Below are 20,197 nucleotides of genomic sequence, written 5' to 3' on the forward strand. Positions count from 1 at the left end.
CGCGAGCGCCGGCGACGACGACTTCGGGTTCGGGGACCTCGGCGGCGAGGCGGGCGGCGGCGGAACGACCGACTTCGACGTCGACCCGGAGGAGTTCGAGTCGGAGATCGAGCGGACCGACATCGGGATCGAGGGGCTCGACGACATGATCCTCGGGGGCGTCCCCAGCCGGTCGCTGCTGTCGGTCATCGGCGGCGCCGGAACCGGGAAGACGACGTTCGCGCTCCAGTTCCTCAACCACGCGCTCGAATCGGGGGAGAAGGGGATCTACATCACGCTCGAACAGACCCGGGAGTCGATCCTCGACACGGCGGCCGAGAAGGGGTGGTCGTTCCGCGAGCACGCGGCCGAGGACCGCCTCGCGGTCGTCGCCATCGACCCGATCGAGATGGCCAACTCGCTGTCGTCGATCCGGAACGACCTCGTCCGGCTCATCGCCGAGTTCGAGGCGGACCGGCTGGTGCTCGACTCCGTCTCGCTGCTGGAGATGATGTACGACCACCCCGCGAAGCGCCGCTCGGAAGTGTTCGGCTTCACGCGCTCGCTCAAGGAGGCGGGCGTGACGACCCTGCTCACATCGGAGGCGAGCGAGGAGACGCAGTACGCGTCCAGACACGGGATCGTGGAGTACCTGACGGACGCCGTCTTCGTCCTCCAGTACGTCCGCGCGTCGGACTTCCGCGAGACGCGGCTCGCAGTCGAGATCCAGAAGATCCGCGACGCGAACCACTCCCGCGAGACGAAGCCGTACGACATCACCGACACCGGCATCTCAGTGTACGACCAGGCGAACATCTTCTGAGCGGCCCGGGCGACGAGGTATCTAAACCGACACGCGTCGCCGCGGCGATTGCTTATACATGTCCGGAGTACCGCGGTAGCGCGCGCCTCCGAGTGGCCGCACCGGCGGCCGCGAGGAGCGCGTGCGAGGGAGTCACTCGCCCGGAGCAACGCGGAGGGCGACTGACGAGGTCGGCGAGGGGCGCGGTGCGGGGGATCTCAAAGGGGCAGCCGGGAGGACGACGCAGGCGACGCAAGCGCCGCAGGAACGAGCGAAGCGAGCGTGCGTCGTCCTCCCGGTTGGGACTTTGGAGGTGTTCACCGCAGATCCGCGGTCGGTTATTTTTAAACGAACGTGTGTATAAATGCGCTATAACCCGGGATCAGTGCCCGGAGAGGAAGTGATCGTTCGGTACGGGGCCAAACAGGAGAGTATCGGTGTTACCGTACTGCTTCAGTGACCCATTTCACGCTGTAGCGCCGCGGGAAATGCGGAAGACAGCCGCGTAAGCGTCCGGATGCACCGTCCGGGAATTGAACCCGGGCTATTAGCTTGGGAAGCTAATGTCCTACCACTGGACCAACGGTGCTCAAATCGAGATACCCGACCGTCCCACTTGAACGTAGCGTTTCACCGGGCGGGGCTCACTTCGCCGCCGCCCAGTGCCGCGAGCCACAGTCTTAAGCCGTCACCGACGGAGGCACGCCCATGGTCGAGGACGCAGCAACCGAGAGGCGAACCGACGCGGTCGACCGTGTGCGCGACCGCGCCGCGGAACTCGCCCCCGCGTTCGGATCGACGTGGACCGACGACGAGCCGTGGCGGTTCCTCACCGACCTCACGGCGATCGGGAGCCGGATGGCCGGCAGCGAGGGCGAGGCCCGGGGCGCCGACCTCGTCGCCGACGCCTTCGAGCGCGCGGGGCTCGCGGACGTTCGCACGGAGCCGTTCGACCTCCCGGCGTGGGAGCGCGGGTCGGCGTCGCTCGACGTGACCGTCTCCGGTCGGGGCGGCGAGCCGACCACGCGGTCGTTCGAAGCCCTCGCGCTCCCGTACTCGCCGGGGGGCAGCGTCTCGGGCGAACTCGTCGACGTTGGGTACGGCACCCCGGCGGAGATCGACGAGCGCGACGTGGCGGGCCGGATCGCGGTCGCTTCGACGACCACCCCGGAGGGCGGGCGGTTCGTCCATCGCATGGAGAAGTTCGGCTACGCGGTCGACGCGGGCGCGGTCGGCTTCGTGTTCGTCAACCACCTCGACGGGCAGCTGCCGCCGACCGGGTCGCTCACGTTCGGCGAGGAGGCCGAGGCGGTCGCGGTCGGCGTTTCGAAGGAGACCGGCGCGTGGCTCCGCGAGTACGCGGTCGGTGGCGGGGGGGCCGGACCGAGCGGCTCCGGCGCCGTCGCGCAGGCCGAGCTGTCGGTCGAGGCGTCGACGACGCCGGGCGAGAGCCGCAACGTGATCGGTCGCGCCGGTCCGGACACCGACGAGCGCGTCCTCCTGCTCGCTCACTACGACGCCCACGACATCGCGGAGGGGGCGCTCGACAACGGCTGCGGCATCGCGACGGTCGCGACCGCGGCCGAGATCATCGCGGGCGCCGACCTCCCGCTCGGCGTCGATGTCGTCGCGGTCGGCGCCGAGGAGGTCGGCCTGCTCGGCGCGGAACACCTCGCCGAGCGCGTGGATCTGGACTCCGTGAAGGGCGTGGTCAACGTCGACGGCGCGGGACGGTTCCGCGACCTGATCGCGCTCGCACACGCCTCCACGGCGGCCGCGTCGGTGGCCGAAGCGGTGTCGGCCGCGACGCGCCAGCCGATCGAGGTCGACGCGCAGCCGCACCCGTTCTCCGACCAGTGGCCGTTCGTGCGCCGCGGCGTACCGGCGCTCCAGCTCCACAGCGACTCCGGCGACCGCGGGCGCGGGTGGGGCCACACCCACGCGGACACCCGCGACAAGGTCGACGACCGGAACGTCCGCGAACACGCGATGCTGACCGCCCTGCTCGTCGCCGAGTTCGCGGCGCCCGAGCGCGACCTCCCCCGCCTCGACCGCGACGAACTCGTGACCGCCTTCCGCGAGGCCGACTTCGAGACGGGGATGCGCGCGGCCGACCTCTGGCCGAGCGACTGGGACTGAACGGGGCGGCGTAGGCCGGTCCCGACCGCTCGGTCACTCCATGTCCCCGTCCGGCGTCGGCGGCGGGAGTCGCTTGTGCGCCGTCGCGCGGTGGCGGGCGAGCAGGTCCGCGACGAGGTCGCGGTCGATCCCGGCGAGTACGGCGGTGGCGGAGCCCTCGCCGCCGTCGTCGTCCGCAGTTCGGTCGACCTCGGCGACGGTCGCCGCGATTCGCTCGGCGACCGACTCGGAGTCCAGTCCGCGGTCGACGCCGAGGTGGAGGACGGGGTCCACGACCTCGTAGGGCGCCCCGAGGTCGTCGGCGTCCCGCTGGCCCGGGAGGAACCCGGCCGTCGGTGGCTTCTCGACGACGAACTCCGGCACGTCGAGTTCGGCCGCGAGGGCACGGACGCCAGACTTGTACAGGTGTCCCAGCGGGAACACGTCGGCCGCGCCGTCACCGTGTTTCGTCAGGTAGCCTAAGAGCAGTTCGCTCCGGTTGGCGGTGCCGCAGACGAGGCGGTTCGTCGCGTTGGCGGCGAGGTAGGCGACGGTCATCCGGAGCCGAGCGACCGCGTTCCCCGATCGGACCGGTTCGTCGTGGAGGTCGAAGCGATCGGGGGCGACCGCGCCGAACTGCGCGAACAGCGGCTGGAGGTGAACCGTGTCGTGTTCGATACCCAGCGCCGCCGCGAGCGCCTCGGCGTCCCGTGCGTGGGGCGCGCCGACCTTGTTACACGGGAGTATCAGCCCGTACACGCGCTCGGGACCGAGCGCCTCCACGGCGAGCGCGGCGGTCACCGTCGAGTCGAGCCCGCCGCTCATGTTCACCACGACGCCGTCGGCGGCCGCGGCGTCGACCCGCTCGGCGAGGAACGACCGGACGCGGTCGCGTTCGACCGCGGGGTCCCGGTCCGGGAGCAGCGCGCGAGGCAGCGACTCGGAGCTCGGATCGGACCGAGTCACTTGTCGGGCACCCGCCTCCGCCGACCGACCGGCCGAGACGGCCCCGTCGGACTCGAACGCCGACTCGCGGTCAGCCATCGACGCCCTCCGCTCGGTCCCTCGTCCGCGTTCTCTGCCGATTTACACCGCCGGTGAGCCGTCGCGGAGTGACGGGGTGTCCCTGCGAGCGGTGACAAACGTCGCGTTGATTCGTCATCAGTCGCCCGCCGCTTCCGGCTTCGGCGGTAAATACTTGCGGTGTAGATAGTATAAGGAATTAGTACAAAGTTACTCTGAACGGCGCACAATCGACCATAATTACAAAAATAAAGAACTTCAACTGGGACAAGAATTAAAAATATTCGAGAATAGTATCTAGCGAGAGGTTGTTTTTCTGTTACCGCATATCTGAGGTAGTAATCGCAGTACTTTCCAGAAATAACACGTTTTAGTGGGTCTCGTAAGCATATAATGACGTTATATGCCAACATTTATCAGGAAGTTGCGCATCGAATTGTGTATGTCAGAAATCGAGTTGAGTTCAAGTCAAAGCCGGGTGCTCACTGCGCTCGTGAACCTCGCGGAAGGAGGGGACGACCCAGTACAGGGGCGAGAGATCGCTGACGCGATCGACCGCAACCCGGGGACGGTCCGGAACCGGATGGGTAGCCTCCGGACCCTCGGACTCGTCGAGGGCGTCGCCGGGCCGGACGGCGGATACATCCCGACCGACGGGGCGTACGACGCCCTCGACATCGAGCGGCTAGACGACGCCGCGACGACCCCGGTGGAGCGCGAGGGCATCCCCGTCGAGGACGTCACCGTCGCTGAGATAGACCTGTCGAGCGTCGCCAATCCGGAACTGTGTCGCGCCGAACTCGTGATCCGCGGTCCCGTCGGCCCGTTCGACGCGGGAGACCGCGTGACCGTCGGGCCGACGCCCGCCACCGGGCTGCGGCTCTCTGGCGTGGTCGACGCGACGAACGTCGACGGCAACACCCTGCTGGTCCGCGTCGACGGCATGGAGACGCCGGCGGGCGGATCGGCGGCCTGACGGCCGCGGCCTCGGCGGTCCGGATCGTCTCTCCACGGCCGCCGAGCTCACTCTTCCTCGGCGGCCGAGGACAGCCTGTCGCGGACCGCGCCGGTGGCGGCGGCGGCGTGACGCGCGTCGCGGTGTCGCTCGCCGAACGCGACCCGCGCGCTCCGGGCGGCCTCGCGGTCGACCTCGAACGTCACGTCGGGATAGCGCACGTCCCACAGCACGAGCGGTTCGGGCGGCGCGGGGCCGACCCCCCGCTCGCCGGGGATCGGGTCGGCGGCGAGCAGCCGTTCGATCCATGCGGGGTCGGCCGTTCCGCGACCCACGGCCCGGACCGCGGCGACGACCCGCCTGACGAGCGCCCGCGGGAACCCGTCCGTCGAGAGTTCGACGACGAGCGCGTCGCCCGCGCGGGCCGCCCGCGCGTCGAGGTCGCGGACCGTGCCAGTCTCGTCTGTCGTCAGGTTGTGGAAGTCGTGTTCGCCGTCGAACCGCGCGAGCGCGTCCCGGAGTCGGTCGTCGTCGACCGCGTGTTCGGGATCCGATCGCGCGGCGTCGGTCGAACCGCCCCCGTCGACCGCGGGGGCGTAGAGGTGGTACCGGTAGGTCCGGCGGACCGCGTCGTGCGTCGCGTGGAACTCCTCTCCGACGTCGGCGGCGGCCCACACGCGGACGGATCCCGGTAAGTGCCCGTTGAACGCGCGGGGGGTGAGCCACGTCGGCGCCTCGAAGGCGACGGTCTGGGCCACCGCCGAGACGCCGGCGTCGGTCCGCCCGGCCGCGGCGTAGCCGGGGGGCGTGGCGTGGGTCGCCCCGTCGCCGCGCTGGACGACGCCGTGGTCCGCGAGCGCTTCGAGGAGCGCGTCCGCCACCGTCTCGGCGTGCGGCTGTCGCTGGAAGCCGGCGTACTCTCGCCCGTCGTACGCGACCCGGAAGGCGCGCATGACGGTCTCGCGGCCGTTCGACGCGTCCGTCATGGGCGTTCGCTCGGCGCGGCCGTCACTGCCCGTCCGACGCTCCGCGTCCGCCCGTCGCGTCGCCGTCGTCGGCCGGCTCTCGATCCGCCTGATCCGCCGGCTCCCGATCCCCTTCGTCCGTCGGCTCGGTCATCGGAACGGTCACCACCGGTACCGACGCGACGCGGACGACCTTCTCGGTGACGCTCCCGAGGAGCAGCCGTCGGATCCCCTGTCGAGTGTGGCTCGGCATGACGACGAGGTCGGCGCCGTCCTCGATCGCGTTCTCGATGACGTCCAGCGGCTCGCCGCGGACGACGTCGCCGACCGTCTCGACGCCGGCTTCCTCCAGCTCCGCGGTCACAGCTTCCACCCGCTCCTCGGCCGCGTCGACGAGGCGGTCGGAGAACGCGCCCGTCCGCGGCCCGGCGAGCGTGTCGACCGCGGTGTCGGCGGCCGAGACGACGTGGACGGTCGCGCCGTATCGCTCGGCGAGGCTGGCCGCGTGCGGGATCGCGTCGTTCGCCTCGCCGCCGGGTGCGACGGGGAGGAGGATCTGGTCGTACATACGCGGTACTGCTCGCGCCCGCCGGAAAACGATACCGGCCGTCGGTGGTCCGGGGCGGGGACGTCACAGCCCGAGCGCGTCCAGCAGGTCGAACCCGACGCCGGCGTAGCCGACGAGCTTGAAACCGAGGTAGATGCCGACGATCGCCATCACGCCCGGCAGCTCCGGGGGCGCGGGGATCGGAACGCGGAGGAATGCGAACAGCGCGCCGACCGTCACCCCGACGACGAGCGCGGCGACGGTCAGGACCGCGGTCGAACTCATGTCGACGCGTCCGCGGCGTTCGCTTATAACTGCGGTGTTCGCGGCCGGGGACGACCCGCGCGGATGGGCAGGGTTTTCCGACGGGCGCCCTTCTCTGCGGACATGGCACGAGAGGTTTCCGATCCCGACAACCCGCAGGTGACGCTTCAGACCAACCACGGCGATATCGTCGTCGAGCTCTTCGCCGATCGCGCGCCGAAGACGGTCGAGAACTTCCTCGGGCTGGCGCGTCACGACCCCGCGGCCGACGCGGAGCCCGCGCCCGAGACGAACACGTGGGAGGACCCCAAGAGCGGCGAGGTCCGCGGCGACTCGCTGTACGAGGGCATCGTCTTCCACCGCGTCATCGACGACTTCATGATCCAAGGCGGCGACCCGATGGAGAACGGCCGCGGCGGTCCCGGCTACGAGTTCGACGACGAGTTCCACGACGACCTCACCCACGACGGACCCGGGATCCTGTCGATGGCGAACTCCGGCCCGAACACGAACGGCTCGCAGTTCTTCATCACGCTCGACGCGACCCCGCACCTCGACGGCAAGCACGCCGTCTTCGGGCATGTCATCGACGGGATGGACGTCGTCGAGGAGATCGGCGGCGTGCCGACCGGGCGCAACGACGACCCCCGCGAGGCCGTCGAGATCGAGCGCGTCGACGTCGACGAGTAACGGTTTCGCCTCCGCACCGACTGCGTGCGTCACCGTCGCACGCTGCGGGGAGTTGAGAAGAGTTAAATTGTCCCCGACGTAAGCATCGTTCACGCTCGGTTGGTGTAGTCCGGCCAATCATGTTGGCCTTTCGGCGGACGCGGCGCCTCGGCGCCGGTTCGGAAGTCAGCCGACGACCAGGGTTCAAATCCCTGACCGAGCATCCATCATCACCGCGAGCGGCGCGTCTCCTTCTCTGAGCGGCGCGTCGCTACCTCCCCGGCCGCCCGAATGGGAAGAATCACTTTCCTCGGCGACGACGCGTATCCATGAGCGATACACCCGAGAACGGCGGCGACGGCGACGACGCCGGTAGCGACCCTGACGCCGGCGCCCCCGACGAGCACCGGTTCGAGACCCTCGCGATCCACGCCGGACAGGAGCCCGACCCGGAGACGGGGGCGTTGATGACCCCGATCCACGCGAACTCCACCTACGAGCAGGACAGGCCGGGCGACCACCGCGGCTACGAGTACAGCCGGACCGGGAACCCGACGCGGAGCGACCTGGAGGCGAACCTCGCCTCGCTGGAGTCGGGCAGCCACGCGCGCTGTTTCTCCTCCGGCATGGGGGCGATCAACACCGTCCTCAACCTGCTTTCGGCTGGCGACCACGTCGTCGCCGGCGACGACGTGTACGGGGGGACCCACCGCATCCTCACGCAGGTGTACGACGAGTACGACATCGACACCACGTTCGTCGACACGACCGACCACGACGCGGTCCGGGCGGCGATGCGCGAGGAGACCGAGCTGGTTTGGGTCGAGACGCCGACGAACCCCCTGATGAACGTCAACGACATCGGCGCGCTCGCCGACATCGCCCACGAGGGCGACGCGCTCTGCGCGGTCGACAACACGTTCGCGACGCCGTACCTCCAGCGCCCGCTCGAACACGGCGCCGACATCGTCTCCCAGTCGCTGACGAAGTACCTCGGCGGGCACTCGGACACCATCGGCGGCGCCCTGATCGTCGACGACGAGGAACTGGACGAGCGGCTCGGCTTCTACCAGAACTCCGTCGGCGCGACGCCCGGCCCGTTCGACGCGTTCCTCGTCCTCCGCGGGACGAAGACGCTCCCCGTCCGGATGGACCGACACTGCGAGAACGCGATGGCGCTCGCGGAGTGGCTGGAGAGACACGACGCGGTCGAGCGCGTCTACTACCCCGGGTTGGAGTCGCACCCCGACCACGAGCTGGCGGCCGCGCAGATGGACGACTTCGGCGGCATGCTGTCGTTCGAGCTGGACGGCACCCTCGAAGAGGCGTCGACGGTCGTAAGCGAGACGGAGGTGTTCACCCTCGCGGAGTCGCTCGGCGGCGTCGAGAGCCTGATCGAGCAGCCCGCCGCGATGACCCACGCTGCCATCCCGCGTGAGGAGCGGATCGCGGCCGGGCTCACCGACGGCCTCATCCGGGTGTCGGTGGGGATCGAACACGTCGACGACATGAAGGCGGACCTCCGGGCGGCGTTCGACGCGGCGCTGTCGTAGCCCGCCCCGACGGGGTTCGGCGCTCCGCCGGTCACCGAGCGACTGACACCATTTTTATCGGTCCCGGCGAGACAGCCCCCATGAGCGATCCAGACGTCTTGGTGCTTCGACAGACGATCCACGGGCTGGGCCCCGACGAACTGGCGTCGGCGATCCGCGAGCGGCTCCCCGACGCGACGGTCGCGCGAGCGCGAACGCCCGCGGAGGAACTGGAGCTGATCCGGACGGCGCGGGTCGCCGTCGGGCTCAACGTCGACGAGGAGCTGCTCGCCGCCGCGGAGGAGCTGGAGCTGTTCGCCTGCGTGTTCGCGGGGACGGGCCACCTGCCGCGCGACCTGCTCGCGGACCACGGAATCGCCGTGACGAACGCTTCGGGCGTCCACGGGCCGAACATCGCCGAACACGTCGTCGGGTCGATGATCGCGCACGCGCGACAGTTCCACCGGGCGTACCGGCAGCAGACCCGCCGGGAGTGGCGCACCTACGAGACGACGGAGTTGTACGGCTCGACCGTCTCCGTGGTCGGGCTCGGCGCCATCGGCCGGGCCGTCGTCGACCGCTTAGAGGCGTTCGACGTCGACACCGTCGGCGTCCGCTACTCTCCGGAGAAGGGCGGGCCGACCGACGAGGTGTACGGATTCGACGAGTTTCACGAGGCCGTCACCGGGGCGGAGTACGTCGTCTTGGCCTGTCCACTCACGGAGACGACGCGGGGGCTGGTCGACGCCGACGCGCTCAGGACGATGCGGGCCGACGCCGTCCTCGTCAACATCGCTCGGGGGCCAATCGTCGACACGGACGCCCTGGTGACGGAGCTCCGGAACAACCGTATCCGCGGCGCGGCGCTGGACGTCACCGACCCGGAGCCGCTGCCGGAGGACCACCCGCTGTGGGGGCTGTCGAACGCGACGATCACGCCGCACAACGCCGGCCACACCCCCGAGTACTACGAACGCGTCGCGGATATCCTCGCCGACAACGTCGCGCGGTTGAACGCCGGCGACGAACTCCGTAACCGCGTGGTCTGAGACGACACCGAGAAAACACGCCGGTCGTATCCATACTGAAGTGTAGGTATATATAGTAAAATTACTTCTCTATTTATCGGCCCTAGGCATTCTCCACTGCCGTTTTGCGGACTATTTGACGACAGACGTCTCGCTCGTTGTTCGGCAGTATATATTTTGATCAAAATTAAGGTGTTCCGCTCCGGAGGGTCGGGTATGGAAACGCGGAAGGTCCAAGTCACCGGCGGCTCGACGTACACCGTCTCGATTCCGAAGACGTGGGCGACTGAGAACGACGTCGAGGCCGGGACGGAGATCGAGTTCCACCCCGACGGCGACTCCCTGTTTCTCACCCCGCGGTCGGAGGACGAGCGGATGCGGGGGACGCTCGACATCGCGGACCTGTCCGGGCAGGCACTCCAGCGGGCGGTGACGACGATGTACGTCAGCGGCTTCGACGTCATCGAACTGGAGGCGGCCGAGATCACCACCGAGCAGCGCTCGACGATCCGCGACGCGGTCCAGAGTCTCGTCGGCCTAGAGGTGTTAGAGGAGACGCGGGACCGCGTCGTCGTCCAGGACCTCCTCGACTCCTCCGAGCTTTCGATCCACAACGCGGTCACGCGGATGCGGCTGATCTCGCTGTCGATGCTCGAAGACGCGATCACCGCGCTCGCCGACCGCGACCACGACCTCGCGCGCGACGTGATCGGCCGCGACGACGACCTCGACCGGCTGTGGCTCGTGGTCTCGCGGATCTTCCGCGCGACGCTGCGAACGCCGAAGGCGGCCGAGGAGCTCGGGCTCCCCCGCGAGGAGTGTTTCGACTACCACTCCAGCGCTCGCCAGTTAGAGCGGATCGGCGACCACGCGACGAAGATCGCGCACCTGACCCTGAACATCGAGGACCCGCTTCCCGACGACGTCGTGGAGGCGGTGAACGACCTCCACGGCGACGCGGTCGACGTGATCGACACCGCGATGGACGCGCTGTTCGACGACGACACCGAGGCGGCTACCCGACGAGCGAACGAGGCGAGAACCGGCGTCAGAGCGATCGACGAGCGCGTCAGGTCCATCGACGAGGTCCTCCGCGACCTCGACCCCACCCGCGCGCAACTGCTCGGGCTCGTCGTCGACTCGGTCCTCCGGTCAGCCGACTACGGCGGGAACATCGCCGAGACGGCCCTCCAGAAGGCCGCGCCGACGCCGTGAGGGAAGCGGAGGGGATCGCTCACCGACTCCCCGGACCCCGGCGGCTCGCGGTCGCCGGCGGTGCGATCGTCCTCTTCGTCGCGATCGTCGGCGGCAGCGCCGCCGCGTACTTCGCCGCCGGTATGGGACCGGACGCGGACGCGGTTGCGGCGGTCGAGGCGGACCCGGACATAACCGTCGACCGGACGGCGGTCGGGACCGCGGTCCGCGACGGACCGGTGACGGCGTCGACCGTCGGACTCGTTTACTACCCCGGCGCGCGGGTGGCTCACGAGAGCTACGTCCCCACCGCCGCCGAGATCGTCGCCGCGTCCGACCGGGTCGCGCTCGTCGTCGTGGTGGACGCTCCCCTCAACCTCGCCGTCCTCGCGCCGGACCGTGCCGATCGCGTGCGCGAGCGTCACCCGGAGGTCGGCGTCTGGGCCGTCGGCGGCCACTCGCTCGGCGGTGCCATGGCCTGCCGGCACGCCGCCGAGAACGCCGCGGCCTACGAGGCGCTCGTCCTCCACGCCGCGTACTGCGACCGCGACGTCTCCGACAGCGGCCTCGACGTGCTCTCGGTGCTCGGCGGCGCGGACGGCGTGATCGACGCCGAACGGGAGCGCGCGTCGCGGGCGAACCTCCCGGCGGACGCGCGGATCGTGAAACTCGACGGCGTCAACCACGCCGGGTTCGGGGCCTACGGCCCGCAGCGCGGCGACGGTCCCGCGTCGCTGTCGCCCGACGCCAGCCGGGAGGCGGTCGGGAACGCGACCGGGACGTGGCTCTCGGAAGGGGGCGCGGCGACCCGCAGTGTCGAGCCGCGACTAGTTCCGGACCGCGGCGCGTGGTCGGTCGCCGACCTTGGCCCGCGGTCGCCCGGTTCCGCCGTGCTCGTCGTTGCCGGGTGAGCGGGTTTTTTGAGCGCGCTCCCCCGAGGGGATCCCATGCCAGAGATCGAACTCGGCGTGCCGAGGGGCGTCATCGAGTCGCTTCCGGAGGAGGAGGGGACCGCCGAGCAGGACATGCGGCGCGCCATCGCGGGGATCCAGTCGCGACTGAACGAGGCGCTCGACGAGGCCGACCCCGACGAGGCAGCCGAGGTCGTCGCCGACGCGGTCGAGCGCATGGAGTCGCAGGCGAGCACCTACCACGAGTTCGTCCCGGAACTCCGCGCGTGGGGGCAGTCGCCGATCTACGCGATCGCGTGGCGGAACCTCTACCTCGAGCTCATCGGCCAGCTGTACGACCACGAGTGGCTTGCCGACGACCTCGACCGGGAGCGGAACTTCCGGCTGGTCGAGGACGGGATTCGCCTCTCCGACCTGTGACCAAGCGACCGTCGCCTTCCGTGGCCGACCGCTTTTAACCCGCCGCGACCCGACGTACGGGTATGGAACTGGAACTGCGGTTCTTCGCGACGTTTCGCGAGGCCGCCGGCGGGAAGACGGTGAACGCGGAGTTCGCCGACGCCGCGACCGTCGGCGACGTGCTGCGCGAACTGGAGTCGGAGTACGAGGGGATGGAGGGCCGACTGATCGCCGACGGGGACCTCGCCCCGCAGATCAACGTCCTGAAGAACGGCCGCGAGGTGCTCCACCTCGACGGGCTCGACACACCGATGGCGGACGGGGACCGGCTCTCCGTGTTCCCGCCCGTCGCGGGGGGCGCATGAGCGACGACGGCTCGGCGACCGCCGAGGACGTGGTCGACGACGCGGACGCTTCCGGCCTCCCGCCGGCCGAGGAGGGGTGGGAGCGCGAGACGGTCGCGTACCGCGGTATCTCTCGGCGGCTCGCCGCCCATTATCTCAGGAACTTGGGCGGGGAACTCGTCGGGACCGACGAGCCCGCGGAGGCGACCAGCGTGGCGGGCGACGGCTGGCGGGCGGCCCTCAGCGCCGAGAAGGTGACCGCCGCGGCCGCGATCGAGATCACGGAGGTGACCGCCGAGTTCGCGGGCGACCCGGACGCCCTCGGTGACCTCCTCCCGAAATACCGGCAGAAGGCCATGCGCGCCGGCGGGTGATGTCCGACGACGACAGCGAGTCCGGCGACCACGGAGAGGACGCCGACGGCCGCAAAGGGGACGCCGACGGCGAGGTCGACGGTCGTGGAGCGGACGCCGACCGGGACCCGGGGACGTACCCCATCGAGGGGACGGCGCTGGTGAAGACGACTGCGCTTGCGAGCGTGCCCGCTGCGCGCGTGCCGACGCTCCTCGCGCGCGTCCAAGCCGACCTCGGCCCCAGAATCGATGCGTATCGCCGGAGGTACGAGCAGATCGAGGCCGAGCCGGGGCGCGAGACGTTCCTTGTTGAGCCGGACCACTGGGACGAGGTGGCCGAGCGCGTCGGGCTCTCCGAGCGCGAGCGCGACGCCGTCGTCCGCGCGCACGAGGCCGCGGTCGAACGGCTCGGGGCCGGGAGCGGTCGCCGGGCGGAGTTCGACGCCGCCCTAGAAATCCGGTCGGCCGTTGTCATCGGTCTCGACGAAGATGGGGACGGCGGTCGTGAGGAGGATGCCGGTCGTGAGGCGGACGGTNNGGCGGACGGTAGTCGTGAGGCGGACAGCGACGATTGATCCGGGCCGTGCCGCCACCGACGCCTTTTCGAACCGCAGCGCAGAGGTGCCTGTATGCGACTCGCTCGACTGCTCACGCCGGACGGTCCCGTGGTCGGCCGATACGACGACGGCACAGTCGTCGCCGACGACGGCCGGTACGAGGTCGGCCGCGACGGCCGACTGCTCCCGCCGTGTGACCCCACCGCGCTGTACTGCGTCGGCCGGAACTACGCCGAGACGCTCGACCAGATGGACTACGAACGGCCCGAGGTGCCGGATTTCTTCATCAAGCCCCCGACGAGCCTGCTCGCGCACGGCGAGGAAATCCGATATCCAGAGTGGACCGACGAGCTGACGTACGCCGGCGAACTTGTCGCCGTGCTCGACGAACGGTGCCGGGATCTCGCCCCCGAGGACGTCCCGGAGGTCGTCCGCGGCTACACGATACTGAACGATGTCGACGCGCTCGACCAGCAGGGCCGGACCGCGCGGAAGGCGTTCGACGGGTCGGCGCCGCTGGGCCCGTGGATCGAGACCGACGTGGACCCGACGGATATCGACATCGAGACTACCGTGGGCGGCGAGGTGCGACAGGACGCGACCACCGAACTGATGCTGTTCGGTCCCCGAGAGGTCGTCTCGTACCTCTCGAAGCGGTTCACGTTCGAGCCCGGCGACTGTGTCGCGTTCGGCAGTCCGGCGAATCCCGGGCTCGTCGAACCCGGCGAGCGGGTCGAAATCACCTACGAGGGGGTCGGGACGCTCTCGAACGCGGTGGTCGCGTCGGGCGGGGAGTGACGGCGCCGAGTTCGGCCGGGTGAACGCCGGGTGATCTCACCGATCCGCGGGGTCGAAGTCGTCGACGCTCGCGTCGTCGATCAGGCGGTTGGCGGTCGTCAGCGTCGTCTCGTCGCCGGTCCGCACGTAGGTTCCGAGCGCGTCGGCCGCCTTCACGAGCCCGTCCGCGGCCGCGGGCGGCACGTCGCCCCCGAGGGCGTCGGCGCGCGCGACGCGGTCGCGAAGGCGCTCGAACGCGTCGCGAGCGGGACCGATCCGAGAGCCGGGGCTCTCTCCTTCGACGGTAACCGCCGGGGAGTCGCCCTCGGCGTCGGCGGTGCGTTCCGCCCCGTCCGGTCCGGCGCCGGATTCGAGTTCGTCGAGGAAGTCGAGCGCGTCGCTGCGGTACGCCTCGACCGCGCGCACGGCGGCCATCCCTCGGGCCTCGCGGAGCGCGGTCGGTACCTCCCCCGCAGCCGGGCGCTCGCCGTCGTCGGCGCCGGCGAGCAGCCCGAGGAGGTACTCGCGATCGGCGTCGGTCGCGTCCCGGAGCCGTTCGAAGCAGTCCACCGCCTCCAGCAGCTCTCGGGCAGCGAGGTAGGTCTCGTCGAGCGGCACGAGACGCCCGCCGTCGATGAACCCGCGCTTCCGGCAGTACTCTCGGAGGTCCGACTGGAGCTCGTCGACGCCAGAGCGCGGGAGCGTCCCGGTCGCGTTCCCGAACCGCTCGCGGTGCGCCGCGAGGTCGAGCGCGACGGGCGCGTCGGTGTGTGCCGTCCGGGCGTCGACGCCGACGCTGCGCAGGTCGCCGCAGCTCGGACACGCGACGGAGCCCGTCTCGTAGTACGACCACCGCGTGCCACAGGACTGGCACTCGCGTTCGCCGCGGACCTTCATGCGTTCGGCTTCGTCGCGTCCGCCCTAAATGACTGCGGGTCGAACGTGTGGCCACGCGGGACACGGGCGAGCCGTGCGATCTCGCGAGACGGGCGGTCGCGGAACGGGCGGCCGCGGGACGGGCGGCCGCGGAACAGGCACCTCCCTACAGGCGGCTCGGGTACCAGCATATTTCATCCCTTCCGGCGAACGATCGGTATGAGCTGGCACGCCGTCGACGCGGTCGACCGCGCCGTCGACGCGACGCGACGGTTACTCTTTCCGTTCGAGGCGGTCCGATGGGCGAAGCTCGCCGCCCTCGCGGCCGGCATGGCGGGCGGCGGCGCCGCGGCGTCGCACGTCGGTGCCTCGTCGCTCGGCGCCTCGACGGCCGGGCTCGTGGGGTGGGCGACATCTACCTCGACGGGCGTCGGGGCGGGACCGGTGGGGATCGGACGCATCGTCGGTCCGGCAGCCGAGCGCGTCGCGGGACTCGACGACGCGCTGCTCGTCGCGGCCGCGGTCGGGGGGCTGGTCGCGGCGTTCGCGCTCGTCACGTGTTCGGTCGCATTCCGGCTCGCGTTCTACGACGCGCTCGCGACGACGGAAGTCGCGCTCTGGCGACCGTTTCGTACACGGTTTCGGCAGGCCCTCGGGCTGTCGGCCGTCGTGACGGCCGGCGCGGTCGTCGCCGCGATACCGGCGGCCGCGTTCGCGGTCGTTGCCGCAGACTCTGCTGTGTCGGGCGCGGCGGGCGTAGAGGTCGGCGGGGTGTCCGGTGCCTCCGAGGTCGCGGTCGTCGCGCTCGGAGTCACTGCTGGCGGCGTAGCGCTGATCGGGACCGTCGGCTCCCGGCTCACGCTGGAGCTCGTCGCGCCGGCGATGGTCGCCCGCGACGTCGGGGTGCTCGCCGGGTGGCGGACGGTTTGGGCCTCGCTCCGCGAGTCGCTGAGCGATGTCGCGGTCTACCTCGCGGTTCACGCCGTCGTCGCGGCGAGCGCCGGGATCGTCCGGGCCGTCGCAGTCGCCTCCGTCGGCGGGGTGGTCGCCGCGGTCGGCCTCGTCGTGCTGGTGCTCGCCGCGGTCCCGCTCGGCGGAGTGGCGGCGTTGGTCGAGACGACCGCGGGGGCGATCGTGCTCGCGACCGTCCTGCTGTGTGCGGTCGCCGCCGTCGCGGTGCTGACGCTCCCCGTCCTCATCGTGGCGCGAACGTACCTGACGGCGTACGAAGTCTCGACGCTCGCCGGGCTCGCTCCGGGGCTCGCTCCGCTGGCGCCGACGCTCGTCGCGAGCGACGACCCGGAGCCAGCCGACGGTGGGCCGGTCTGAGGACGCGCCGACGGGGCTCCGCGGTCGACGGACATCCAAGTTGTCGACGAGCATCGAAACGCCAACACACATCGAGATCTCGTTGAAGTACTTCGATGCCGTCGAAGGGCGCCGCAAGATCGTCGAACGTCGAATCACACACTCGACACCATCGCATACCTTTTTACTCCGTTCACGAATGGAGAAAGACATGGGACTAGACGACGACGCCCGGGAGTATCACCGGCAGGAGCCGCCCGGAAAGATCGAGATAGAGACGACGAAGCCGACGAACACCCAGCGAGACCTCTCGCTGGCGTACTCCCCCGGGGTCGCGGCGCCGTGCCGCGATATTGCGGCCGACCCGGAGTCCGTCTTCGAGTACACGGCGAAGGGGAACCTCGTCGCGGTCGTCTCGAACGGCTCGGCCGTCCTCGGGCTCGGTGACATCGGCGCGGCCGCCTCGAAGCCCGTGATGGAAGGGAAGGGGGTGCTGTTCAAGCGGTTCGCCGACATCGACGTGTTCGACATCGAGCTCGACATCGACGCCGTCGACCCGTTCTGCGAGGCCGTGAAGGCGATGGAGCCGACGTTCGGCGGCATCAACCTCGAGGACATCAAGGCCCCGGAGTGTTTCAAGATCGAGGAGCGGCTCCGCGAGGAGATGGAGATCCCGGTGTTCCACGACGACCAGCACGGCACCGCGATCATCTCCGGCGCGGCGCTGATGAACGCGGTCGACATCTCCGATAAGGACCTCTCGGAGCTCGACATCGTCTTCTCCGGCGCCGGCGCGTCGGCCATCGCGACGGCCCGGTTCTACGTCTCGCTGGGGGCGCGCGAAGAGAACATCACAATGTGCGACTCCTCCGGGATCATCACCGAAGAGCGGGTGGCGGCCGGCGACGTCAACGAGTACAAAAGCCAGTTCGCCACCCCCGTCGAAGACGGCGATCTCGCGGACGCCATGGACGGCGCAGACGTGTTCGTCGGGCTCTCCGTCGGGGGTATCGTCTCGCAGGAGATGGTCCGCTCGATGGCCGCGGACCCGATCATCTTCGCGATGGCGAACCCCGACCCGGAGATCACCTACGAGGACGCCAAGGACGCCCGGGACGACACAGTGATCATGGCGACTGGTCGGTCCGACTACCCGAACATGGTGAACAACGTCCTCGGGTTCCCCTTCCTGTTCCGCGGGGCGCTCGACGTGCGTGCGACCGAGATCAACGAGGAGATGAAGGCGGCCGCCGCGGAGGCGCTAGCCGACCTCGCGCGCAAGGACGTTCCGGACGCGGTCGTGAAGGCATACGGCGACGACCCGCTCCAGTTCGGTCCCGACTACGTCATTCCGAAGCCGCTCGATCCGCGGGTGCTGTTCGAGGTGGCGCCGCGCGTCGCGGAGGCGGCGATGGAGTCCGGATCGGCCAGGACGGAGATCGATCTGAACCAGTACCGCGAGCGCCTCGAGGCTCGCCTGGGGAAGTCCCGCGAGATGATGCGGGTCGTGTTGAACAAGGCGAAAAGCGACCCGAAGCGGATCGCGCTCGCGGAGGGCACCGACGAGAAGATGATCCGCGCGGCCTACCAGCTCTCCGAGCAGGGGATCGCGGAGCCGGTGTTGCTCGGCGACGCCGACACCATCTCCCGGACCGCGTCCGAGCTCGGGCTCTCGTTCCGCCCCGAGGTGGTCGACCCGGACGAGCGGGACGTCTCCGGATACGGCGAGCGGCTGTACGAGCTCCGAAAGCGCAAGGGGATCACCAAACGCGAGGCCGACGATTTGGTCAAACGGGACACCAACTACCTCGGGAGCGTGATGGTAGAAACCGGCGACGTCGACGCGATGCTCACCGGGCTCACGCACCACTACCCGTCCGCGCTCCGGCCGCCCCTCCAGATAGTCGGTTCGGCGGCCGACACGGACACCGTCGCCGGCGTGTACATGCTCACCTTCAAGAACCGGGTGATCTTCTGTGCGGACACGACCGTCAATCAGGACCCCGACGCGGAGACGCTGGCGGAGGTCACGCGACACACGGCGGACCTCGCGCGACGGTTCAACGTCGAACCGCGCGCCGCGATGCTATCGTACTCGAACTTCGGGAGCGTCGACAACGAGGGGACGCGGAAGCCGCGCGACGCGGTCGACATTCTTCAGTCCGACGACGTGGTCGACTTCCCGGTCGACGGGGAGATGCAGGCCGACACCGCGGTCGTCGACGACATCCTCAACGGGACCTACGAGTTCTCCGAACTTGACGAGGCGGCCAACGTCCTCGTGTTCCCGAACCTTGAGGCCGGGAACATCGGATACAAACTCCTTCAGCGGCTCGGGGGCGCCGAGGCCATCGGACCGATGCTCGTCGGCATGGACGAGCCGGTCCACGTCCTCCAGCGTGGCGACGAGGTGAAGGATATCGTCAACCTTGCGAGCGTCGCCGTCGTGGACGCCCAAGAGTAGCTCGCCGGGTGTACCGCGGGCGCCGGGACACCAATTTTACTTGTTTCCGACTACAACATCGGTGGTATGGGAACGAGCGAGGATCCGGACGAGCCGGCCGGGCCGCGAGTGCTGGATAACAGGCGCGACGCGACTCGTTACCGGGTTCTCGTCGAGATCGCCGCGCGACAGCCGGCGGTGAGCCAAGAGGAGATCGCGGACGTCATCGGTGTGACCTCGCAGGCGGTGAGCGACTACGTCCGCGACTTGGTCGACGGAGGGTTCGCGGAGAAACGCGGTCGAGGTCGGTACGAGGTGACCAAAGAGGGAGTCGACTGGATAATCACGCGAACCGACGCCCTCTCGGACTTCGTGTCTCGCGTGTCCGACGATGTTCTGGGAAGCGTCGACGTCGACGCCGCCGTGGCGACCGACGCGGTTGCGGAAGGTGACGACGTCGGGCTGGAGATGCGCGACGGCGTGCTACACGCCGTCCCGGAGGGGGGATCGGCGACAGCGGTCGTCGTCACCGGCGGTGAGGCCGGAGAGGCGGTCGGCGTCACCGACTTCGAGGGGGTCGTCGAGTACGACCCGGGCGTGGTGACGGTCGTGTCCGTCCCGGCGGTGACCGAAGGGAGTCCGCCGTCTCCCGAGGTCATCACGGATCGCGCCGCGGACGCGGATCTGATCGCGGTCGGTGGGACCGAAGCCTACGCGCTCGCGACGCGGACCGGGCTCCGGCCGGACATCCGATTCGGTTCGGCGACGGGCGTGTCTCAGGCCGCCCTCCGGGGCTTGGACGTGCTGTTGCTCGTTTCGACCGACGAGCTTTCTCGCCACACGACGCGACTCCGTGAAGACGGCGTTCGGTATGAGGTCCGCGACTCTCTCACACCGTAGGTCGGTACGTCGGTCGCTGTGGTTTCGTACGGTGAGACACACCGTGTTTCCGGTGAAATGGGGCTATCTTGGGTGGGAGCGACTTCGCTGTGGGCGGTTTAGTTATCTATCTGACCGATATAGAACAACAGGATTTATATCCTACATCAGAGTAAAGCTCGCCAAGCGAAATGAGCGACAGCTTGCCGCGCGATACATGCGTTTCACCGGAAACTACTATTCTACTGAGAGCTCGCACTTTGACGGAAGCCCG

Annotated in this window: 21 protein-coding genes and 2 tRNA genes; 17 read left to right on the forward strand and 6 right to left on the reverse strand. The window is 69.5% G+C overall.

Annotated features, from left to right (window positions below):
- The coding region (locus tag Z052_RS00270; RefSeq protein ID WP_099288474.1) for a KaiC domain-containing protein at positions 1-802 on the forward strand (802 nt) is incomplete at its 5' end.
- Positions 803-1,299: 497 nt separating this feature from the next.
- On the opposite strand, the gene Z052_RS00275 is transcribed toward Z052_RS00270, so the two are convergent.
- Positions 1,300-1,370 (reverse strand) — tRNA-Gly (locus Z052_RS00275).
- A 119-nt stretch (positions 1,371-1,489) separates the two neighbouring features.
- Between Z052_RS00275 and Z052_RS00280 the strand changes: the two genes are divergently transcribed.
- Positions 1,490-2,920, forward strand: coding sequence for a M28 family metallopeptidase (locus tag Z052_RS00280; RefSeq protein ID WP_099288476.1), 1,431 nt, complete (start codon positions 1,490-1,492; stop codon positions 2,918-2,920).
- A gap of 33 nt (positions 2,921-2,953) precedes the next feature.
- On the opposite strand, the gene nadE is transcribed toward Z052_RS00280, so the two are convergent.
- Positions 2,954-3,943 carry an NAD(+) synthase gene (nadE, locus tag Z052_RS00285; protein ID WP_094519829.1) on the reverse strand — a complete coding sequence of 330 codons (990 nt, stop codon included), beginning with the start codon at positions 3,941-3,943 and terminating at the stop codon, positions 2,954-2,956.
- A gap of 421 nt (positions 3,944-4,364) precedes the next feature.
- On the opposite strand from nadE, the gene Z052_RS00290 reads away from it, so the two are divergent.
- Entirely contained in the window at positions 4,365-4,898 is a 534-nt protein-coding gene (locus tag Z052_RS00290) for an Rrf2 family transcriptional regulator (RefSeq protein ID WP_094519828.1), read from the forward strand.
- Between the two features lie 47 nt (positions 4,899-4,945).
- Here Z052_RS00290 and truA read toward each other — a convergent pair whose 3' ends face one another.
- The 3 genes from truA to Z052_RS00305 all read right to left on the reverse strand — a co-directional run bounded on the left by truA (position 4,946) and on the right by Z052_RS00305 (position 6,674).
- A complete protein-coding gene (gene truA / locus Z052_RS00295) occupies positions 4,946-5,863 on the reverse strand; it encodes a tRNA pseudouridine(38-40) synthase TruA (protein ID WP_094519827.1) in 918 nt (305 codons plus the stop codon).
- Between the two features lie 22 nt (positions 5,864-5,885).
- On the reverse strand, positions 5,886-6,410 hold the full coding sequence (locus Z052_RS00300) for a universal stress protein (protein WP_049932617.1): 525 nt from the start codon (positions 6,408-6,410) through the stop codon (positions 5,886-5,888).
- A 63-nt stretch (positions 6,411-6,473) separates the two neighbouring features.
- Positions 6,474-6,674 (reverse strand): XapX domain-containing protein, encoded by a 201-nt coding sequence (locus tag Z052_RS00305; protein WP_086216656.1) that lies wholly within the window; start codon positions 6,672-6,674, stop codon positions 6,474-6,476.
- A gap of 102 nt (positions 6,675-6,776) precedes the next feature.
- Between Z052_RS00305 and Z052_RS00310 the strand changes: the two genes are divergently transcribed.
- The 11 genes from Z052_RS00310 (at position 6,777) to Z052_RS00360 (ending at position 14,438) form a co-directional block, all read left to right on the forward strand.
- Positions 6,777-7,343: a peptidylprolyl isomerase gene (locus Z052_RS00310; protein ID WP_049932621.1), complete on the forward strand. Its 567-nt coding sequence runs from the start codon at positions 6,777-6,779 to the stop codon at positions 7,341-7,343.
- Between the two features lie 93 nt (positions 7,344-7,436).
- A tRNA-Glu gene (locus Z052_RS00315) sits at positions 7,437-7,545 on the forward strand.
- 106 nt (positions 7,546-7,651) lie between these two features.
- Complete coding sequence (locus tag Z052_RS00320; protein WP_049932623.1) at positions 7,652-8,875, forward strand: cystathionine gamma-synthase; 1,224 nt, start codon at positions 7,652-7,654, stop codon at positions 8,873-8,875.
- An 80-nt stretch (positions 8,876-8,955) separates the two neighbouring features.
- On the forward strand, positions 8,956-9,903 hold the full coding sequence (locus Z052_RS00325; protein ID WP_094519826.1) for a D-2-hydroxyacid dehydrogenase: 948 nt from the start codon (positions 8,956-8,958) through the stop codon (positions 9,901-9,903).
- Positions 9,904-10,098: 195 nt separating this feature from the next.
- On the forward strand, positions 10,099-11,097 hold the full coding sequence (locus tag Z052_RS00330; protein ID WP_049932625.1) for a phosphate uptake regulator PhoU: 999 nt from the start codon (positions 10,099-10,101) through the stop codon (positions 11,095-11,097).
- Positions 11,094-11,987, forward strand: a complete 894-nt coding sequence (locus Z052_RS00335) for an alpha/beta hydrolase (RefSeq protein WP_094519825.1) — start codon at positions 11,094-11,096, stop codon at positions 11,985-11,987. The genes Z052_RS00330 and Z052_RS00335 overlap by 4 nt, the downstream gene beginning before the upstream one ends.
- Before the next feature lie 36 nt (positions 11,988-12,023).
- Positions 12,024-12,407, forward strand: a complete 384-nt coding sequence (locus Z052_RS00340; RefSeq protein WP_094495131.1) for a hypothetical protein — start codon at positions 12,024-12,026, stop codon at positions 12,405-12,407.
- 62 nt (positions 12,408-12,469) lie between these two features.
- Positions 12,470-12,751 carry a ubiquitin-like small modifier protein 1 gene (locus tag Z052_RS00345; RefSeq protein WP_049932629.1) on the forward strand — a complete coding sequence of 94 codons (282 nt, stop codon included), beginning with the start codon at positions 12,470-12,472 and terminating at the stop codon, positions 12,749-12,751.
- The gene (locus tag Z052_RS00350) at positions 12,748-13,104 is read left to right on the forward strand and encodes a hypothetical protein (RefSeq protein WP_049932631.1); all 357 of its coding nucleotides are present in this window, start codon (positions 12,748-12,750) and stop codon (positions 13,102-13,104) included. Before Z052_RS00345 ends, Z052_RS00350 begins: the two co-directional genes overlap by 4 nt.
- Complete coding sequence (locus Z052_RS00355; protein ID WP_394338375.1) at positions 13,104-13,658, forward strand: hypothetical protein; 555 nt, start codon at positions 13,104-13,106, stop codon at positions 13,656-13,658. The genes Z052_RS00350 and Z052_RS00355 overlap by 1 nt, the downstream gene beginning before the upstream one ends.
- 54 nt (positions 13,659-13,712) lie before the next feature.
- Positions 13,713-14,438 (forward strand): fumarylacetoacetate hydrolase family protein, encoded by a 726-nt coding sequence (locus Z052_RS00360; protein WP_094519824.1) that lies wholly within the window; start codon positions 13,713-13,715, stop codon positions 14,436-14,438.
- 36 nt (positions 14,439-14,474) lie between these two features.
- Here Z052_RS00360 and Z052_RS00365 read toward each other — a convergent pair whose 3' ends face one another.
- A complete protein-coding gene (locus Z052_RS00365; RefSeq protein WP_094519823.1) occupies positions 14,475-15,314 on the reverse strand; it encodes a hypothetical protein in 840 nt (279 codons plus the stop codon).
- Between the two features lie 198 nt (positions 15,315-15,512).
- On the opposite strand from Z052_RS00365, the gene Z052_RS00370 reads away from it, so the two are divergent.
- The 3 genes from Z052_RS00370 to Z052_RS00380 all read left to right on the forward strand — a co-directional run bounded on the left by Z052_RS00370 (position 15,513) and on the right by Z052_RS00380 (position 19,944).
- Positions 15,513-16,622: a hypothetical protein gene (locus Z052_RS00370; protein WP_094519822.1), complete on the forward strand. Its 1,110-nt coding sequence runs from the start codon at positions 15,513-15,515 to the stop codon at positions 16,620-16,622.
- Between the two features lie 190 nt (positions 16,623-16,812).
- Positions 16,813-19,065 carry an NADP-dependent malic enzyme gene (locus Z052_RS00375; protein ID WP_089308805.1) on the forward strand — a complete coding sequence of 751 codons (2,253 nt, stop codon included), beginning with the start codon at positions 16,813-16,815 and terminating at the stop codon, positions 19,063-19,065.
- Between the two features lie 66 nt (positions 19,066-19,131).
- Complete coding sequence (locus tag Z052_RS00380) at positions 19,132-19,944, forward strand: MarR family transcriptional regulator (protein WP_094579848.1); 813 nt, start codon at positions 19,132-19,134, stop codon at positions 19,942-19,944.
- Positions 19,945-20,197: the final 253 nt, after the last annotated feature.

It is taken from the genome of Halorubrum sp. C191, from assembly GCF_002727095.1.
Classification (GTDB): Archaea; Halobacteriota; Halobacteria; order Halobacteriales; family Haloferacaceae; genus Halorubrum; species Halorubrum ezzemoulense.

What these genes read in the sequence shown, in the direction of transcription:
- nadE (WP_094519829.1), bottom strand. Translation starts at nt 3,943, where the DNA reads ATGGCTGACCGCGAGTCGGCGTTCGAGTCCGACGGGGCCGTCTCGGCC.
- Z052_RS00305 (WP_086216656.1), bottom strand. Translation starts at nt 6,674, where the DNA reads ATGAGTTCGACCGCGGTCCTGACCGTCGCCGCGCTCGTCGTCGGGGTG.
- truA (WP_094519827.1), bottom strand. Translation starts at nt 5,863, where the DNA reads ATGACGGACGCGTCGAACGGCCGCGAGACCGTCATGCGCGCCTTCCGG.
- Z052_RS00365 (WP_094519823.1), bottom strand. Translation starts at nt 15,314, where the DNA reads ATGAAGGTCCGCGGCGAACGCGAGTGCCAGTCCTGTGGCACGCGGTGG.
- Z052_RS00330 (WP_049932625.1), top strand. Translation starts at nt 10,099, where the DNA reads ATGGAAACGCGGAAGGTCCAAGTCACCGGCGGCTCGACGTACACCGTC.
- Z052_RS00310 (WP_049932621.1), top strand. Translation starts at nt 6,777, where the DNA reads ATGGCACGAGAGGTTTCCGATCCCGACAACCCGCAGGTGACGCTTCAG.
- Z052_RS00290 (WP_094519828.1), top strand. Translation starts at nt 4,365, where the DNA reads ATGTCAGAAATCGAGTTGAGTTCAAGTCAAAGCCGGGTGCTCACTGCG.
- Z052_RS00320 (WP_049932623.1), top strand. Translation starts at nt 7,652, where the DNA reads ATGAGCGATACACCCGAGAACGGCGGCGACGGCGACGACGCCGGTAGC.
- Z052_RS00325 (WP_094519826.1), top strand. Translation starts at nt 8,956, where the DNA reads ATGAGCGATCCAGACGTCTTGGTGCTTCGACAGACGATCCACGGGCTG.
- Z052_RS00350 (WP_049932631.1), top strand. Translation starts at nt 12,748, where the DNA reads ATGAGCGACGACGGCTCGGCGACCGCCGAGGACGTGGTCGACGACGCG.
- Z052_RS00370 (WP_094519822.1), top strand. Translation starts at nt 15,513, where the DNA reads ATGAGCTGGCACGCCGTCGACGCGGTCGACCGCGCCGTCGACGCGACG.
- Z052_RS00360 (WP_094519824.1), top strand. Translation starts at nt 13,713, where the DNA reads ATGCGACTCGCTCGACTGCTCACGCCGGACGGTCCCGTGGTCGGCCGA.
- Z052_RS00340 (WP_094495131.1), top strand. Translation starts at nt 12,024, where the DNA reads ATGCCAGAGATCGAACTCGGCGTGCCGAGGGGCGTCATCGAGTCGCTT.
- Z052_RS00300 (WP_049932617.1), bottom strand. Translation starts at nt 6,410, where the DNA reads ATGTACGACCAGATCCTCCTCCCCGTCGCACCCGGCGGCGAGGCGAAC.
- Z052_RS00375 (WP_089308805.1), top strand. Translation starts at nt 16,813, where the DNA reads ATGGGACTAGACGACGACGCCCGGGAGTATCACCGGCAGGAGCCGCCC.
- Z052_RS00280 (WP_099288476.1), top strand. Translation starts at nt 1,490, where the DNA reads ATGGTCGAGGACGCAGCAACCGAGAGGCGAACCGACGCGGTCGACCGT.
- Z052_RS00345 (WP_049932629.1), top strand. Translation starts at nt 12,470, where the DNA reads ATGGAACTGGAACTGCGGTTCTTCGCGACGTTTCGCGAGGCCGCCGGC.
- Z052_RS00380 (WP_094579848.1), top strand. Translation starts at nt 19,132, where the DNA reads ATGGGAACGAGCGAGGATCCGGACGAGCCGGCCGGGCCGCGAGTGCTG.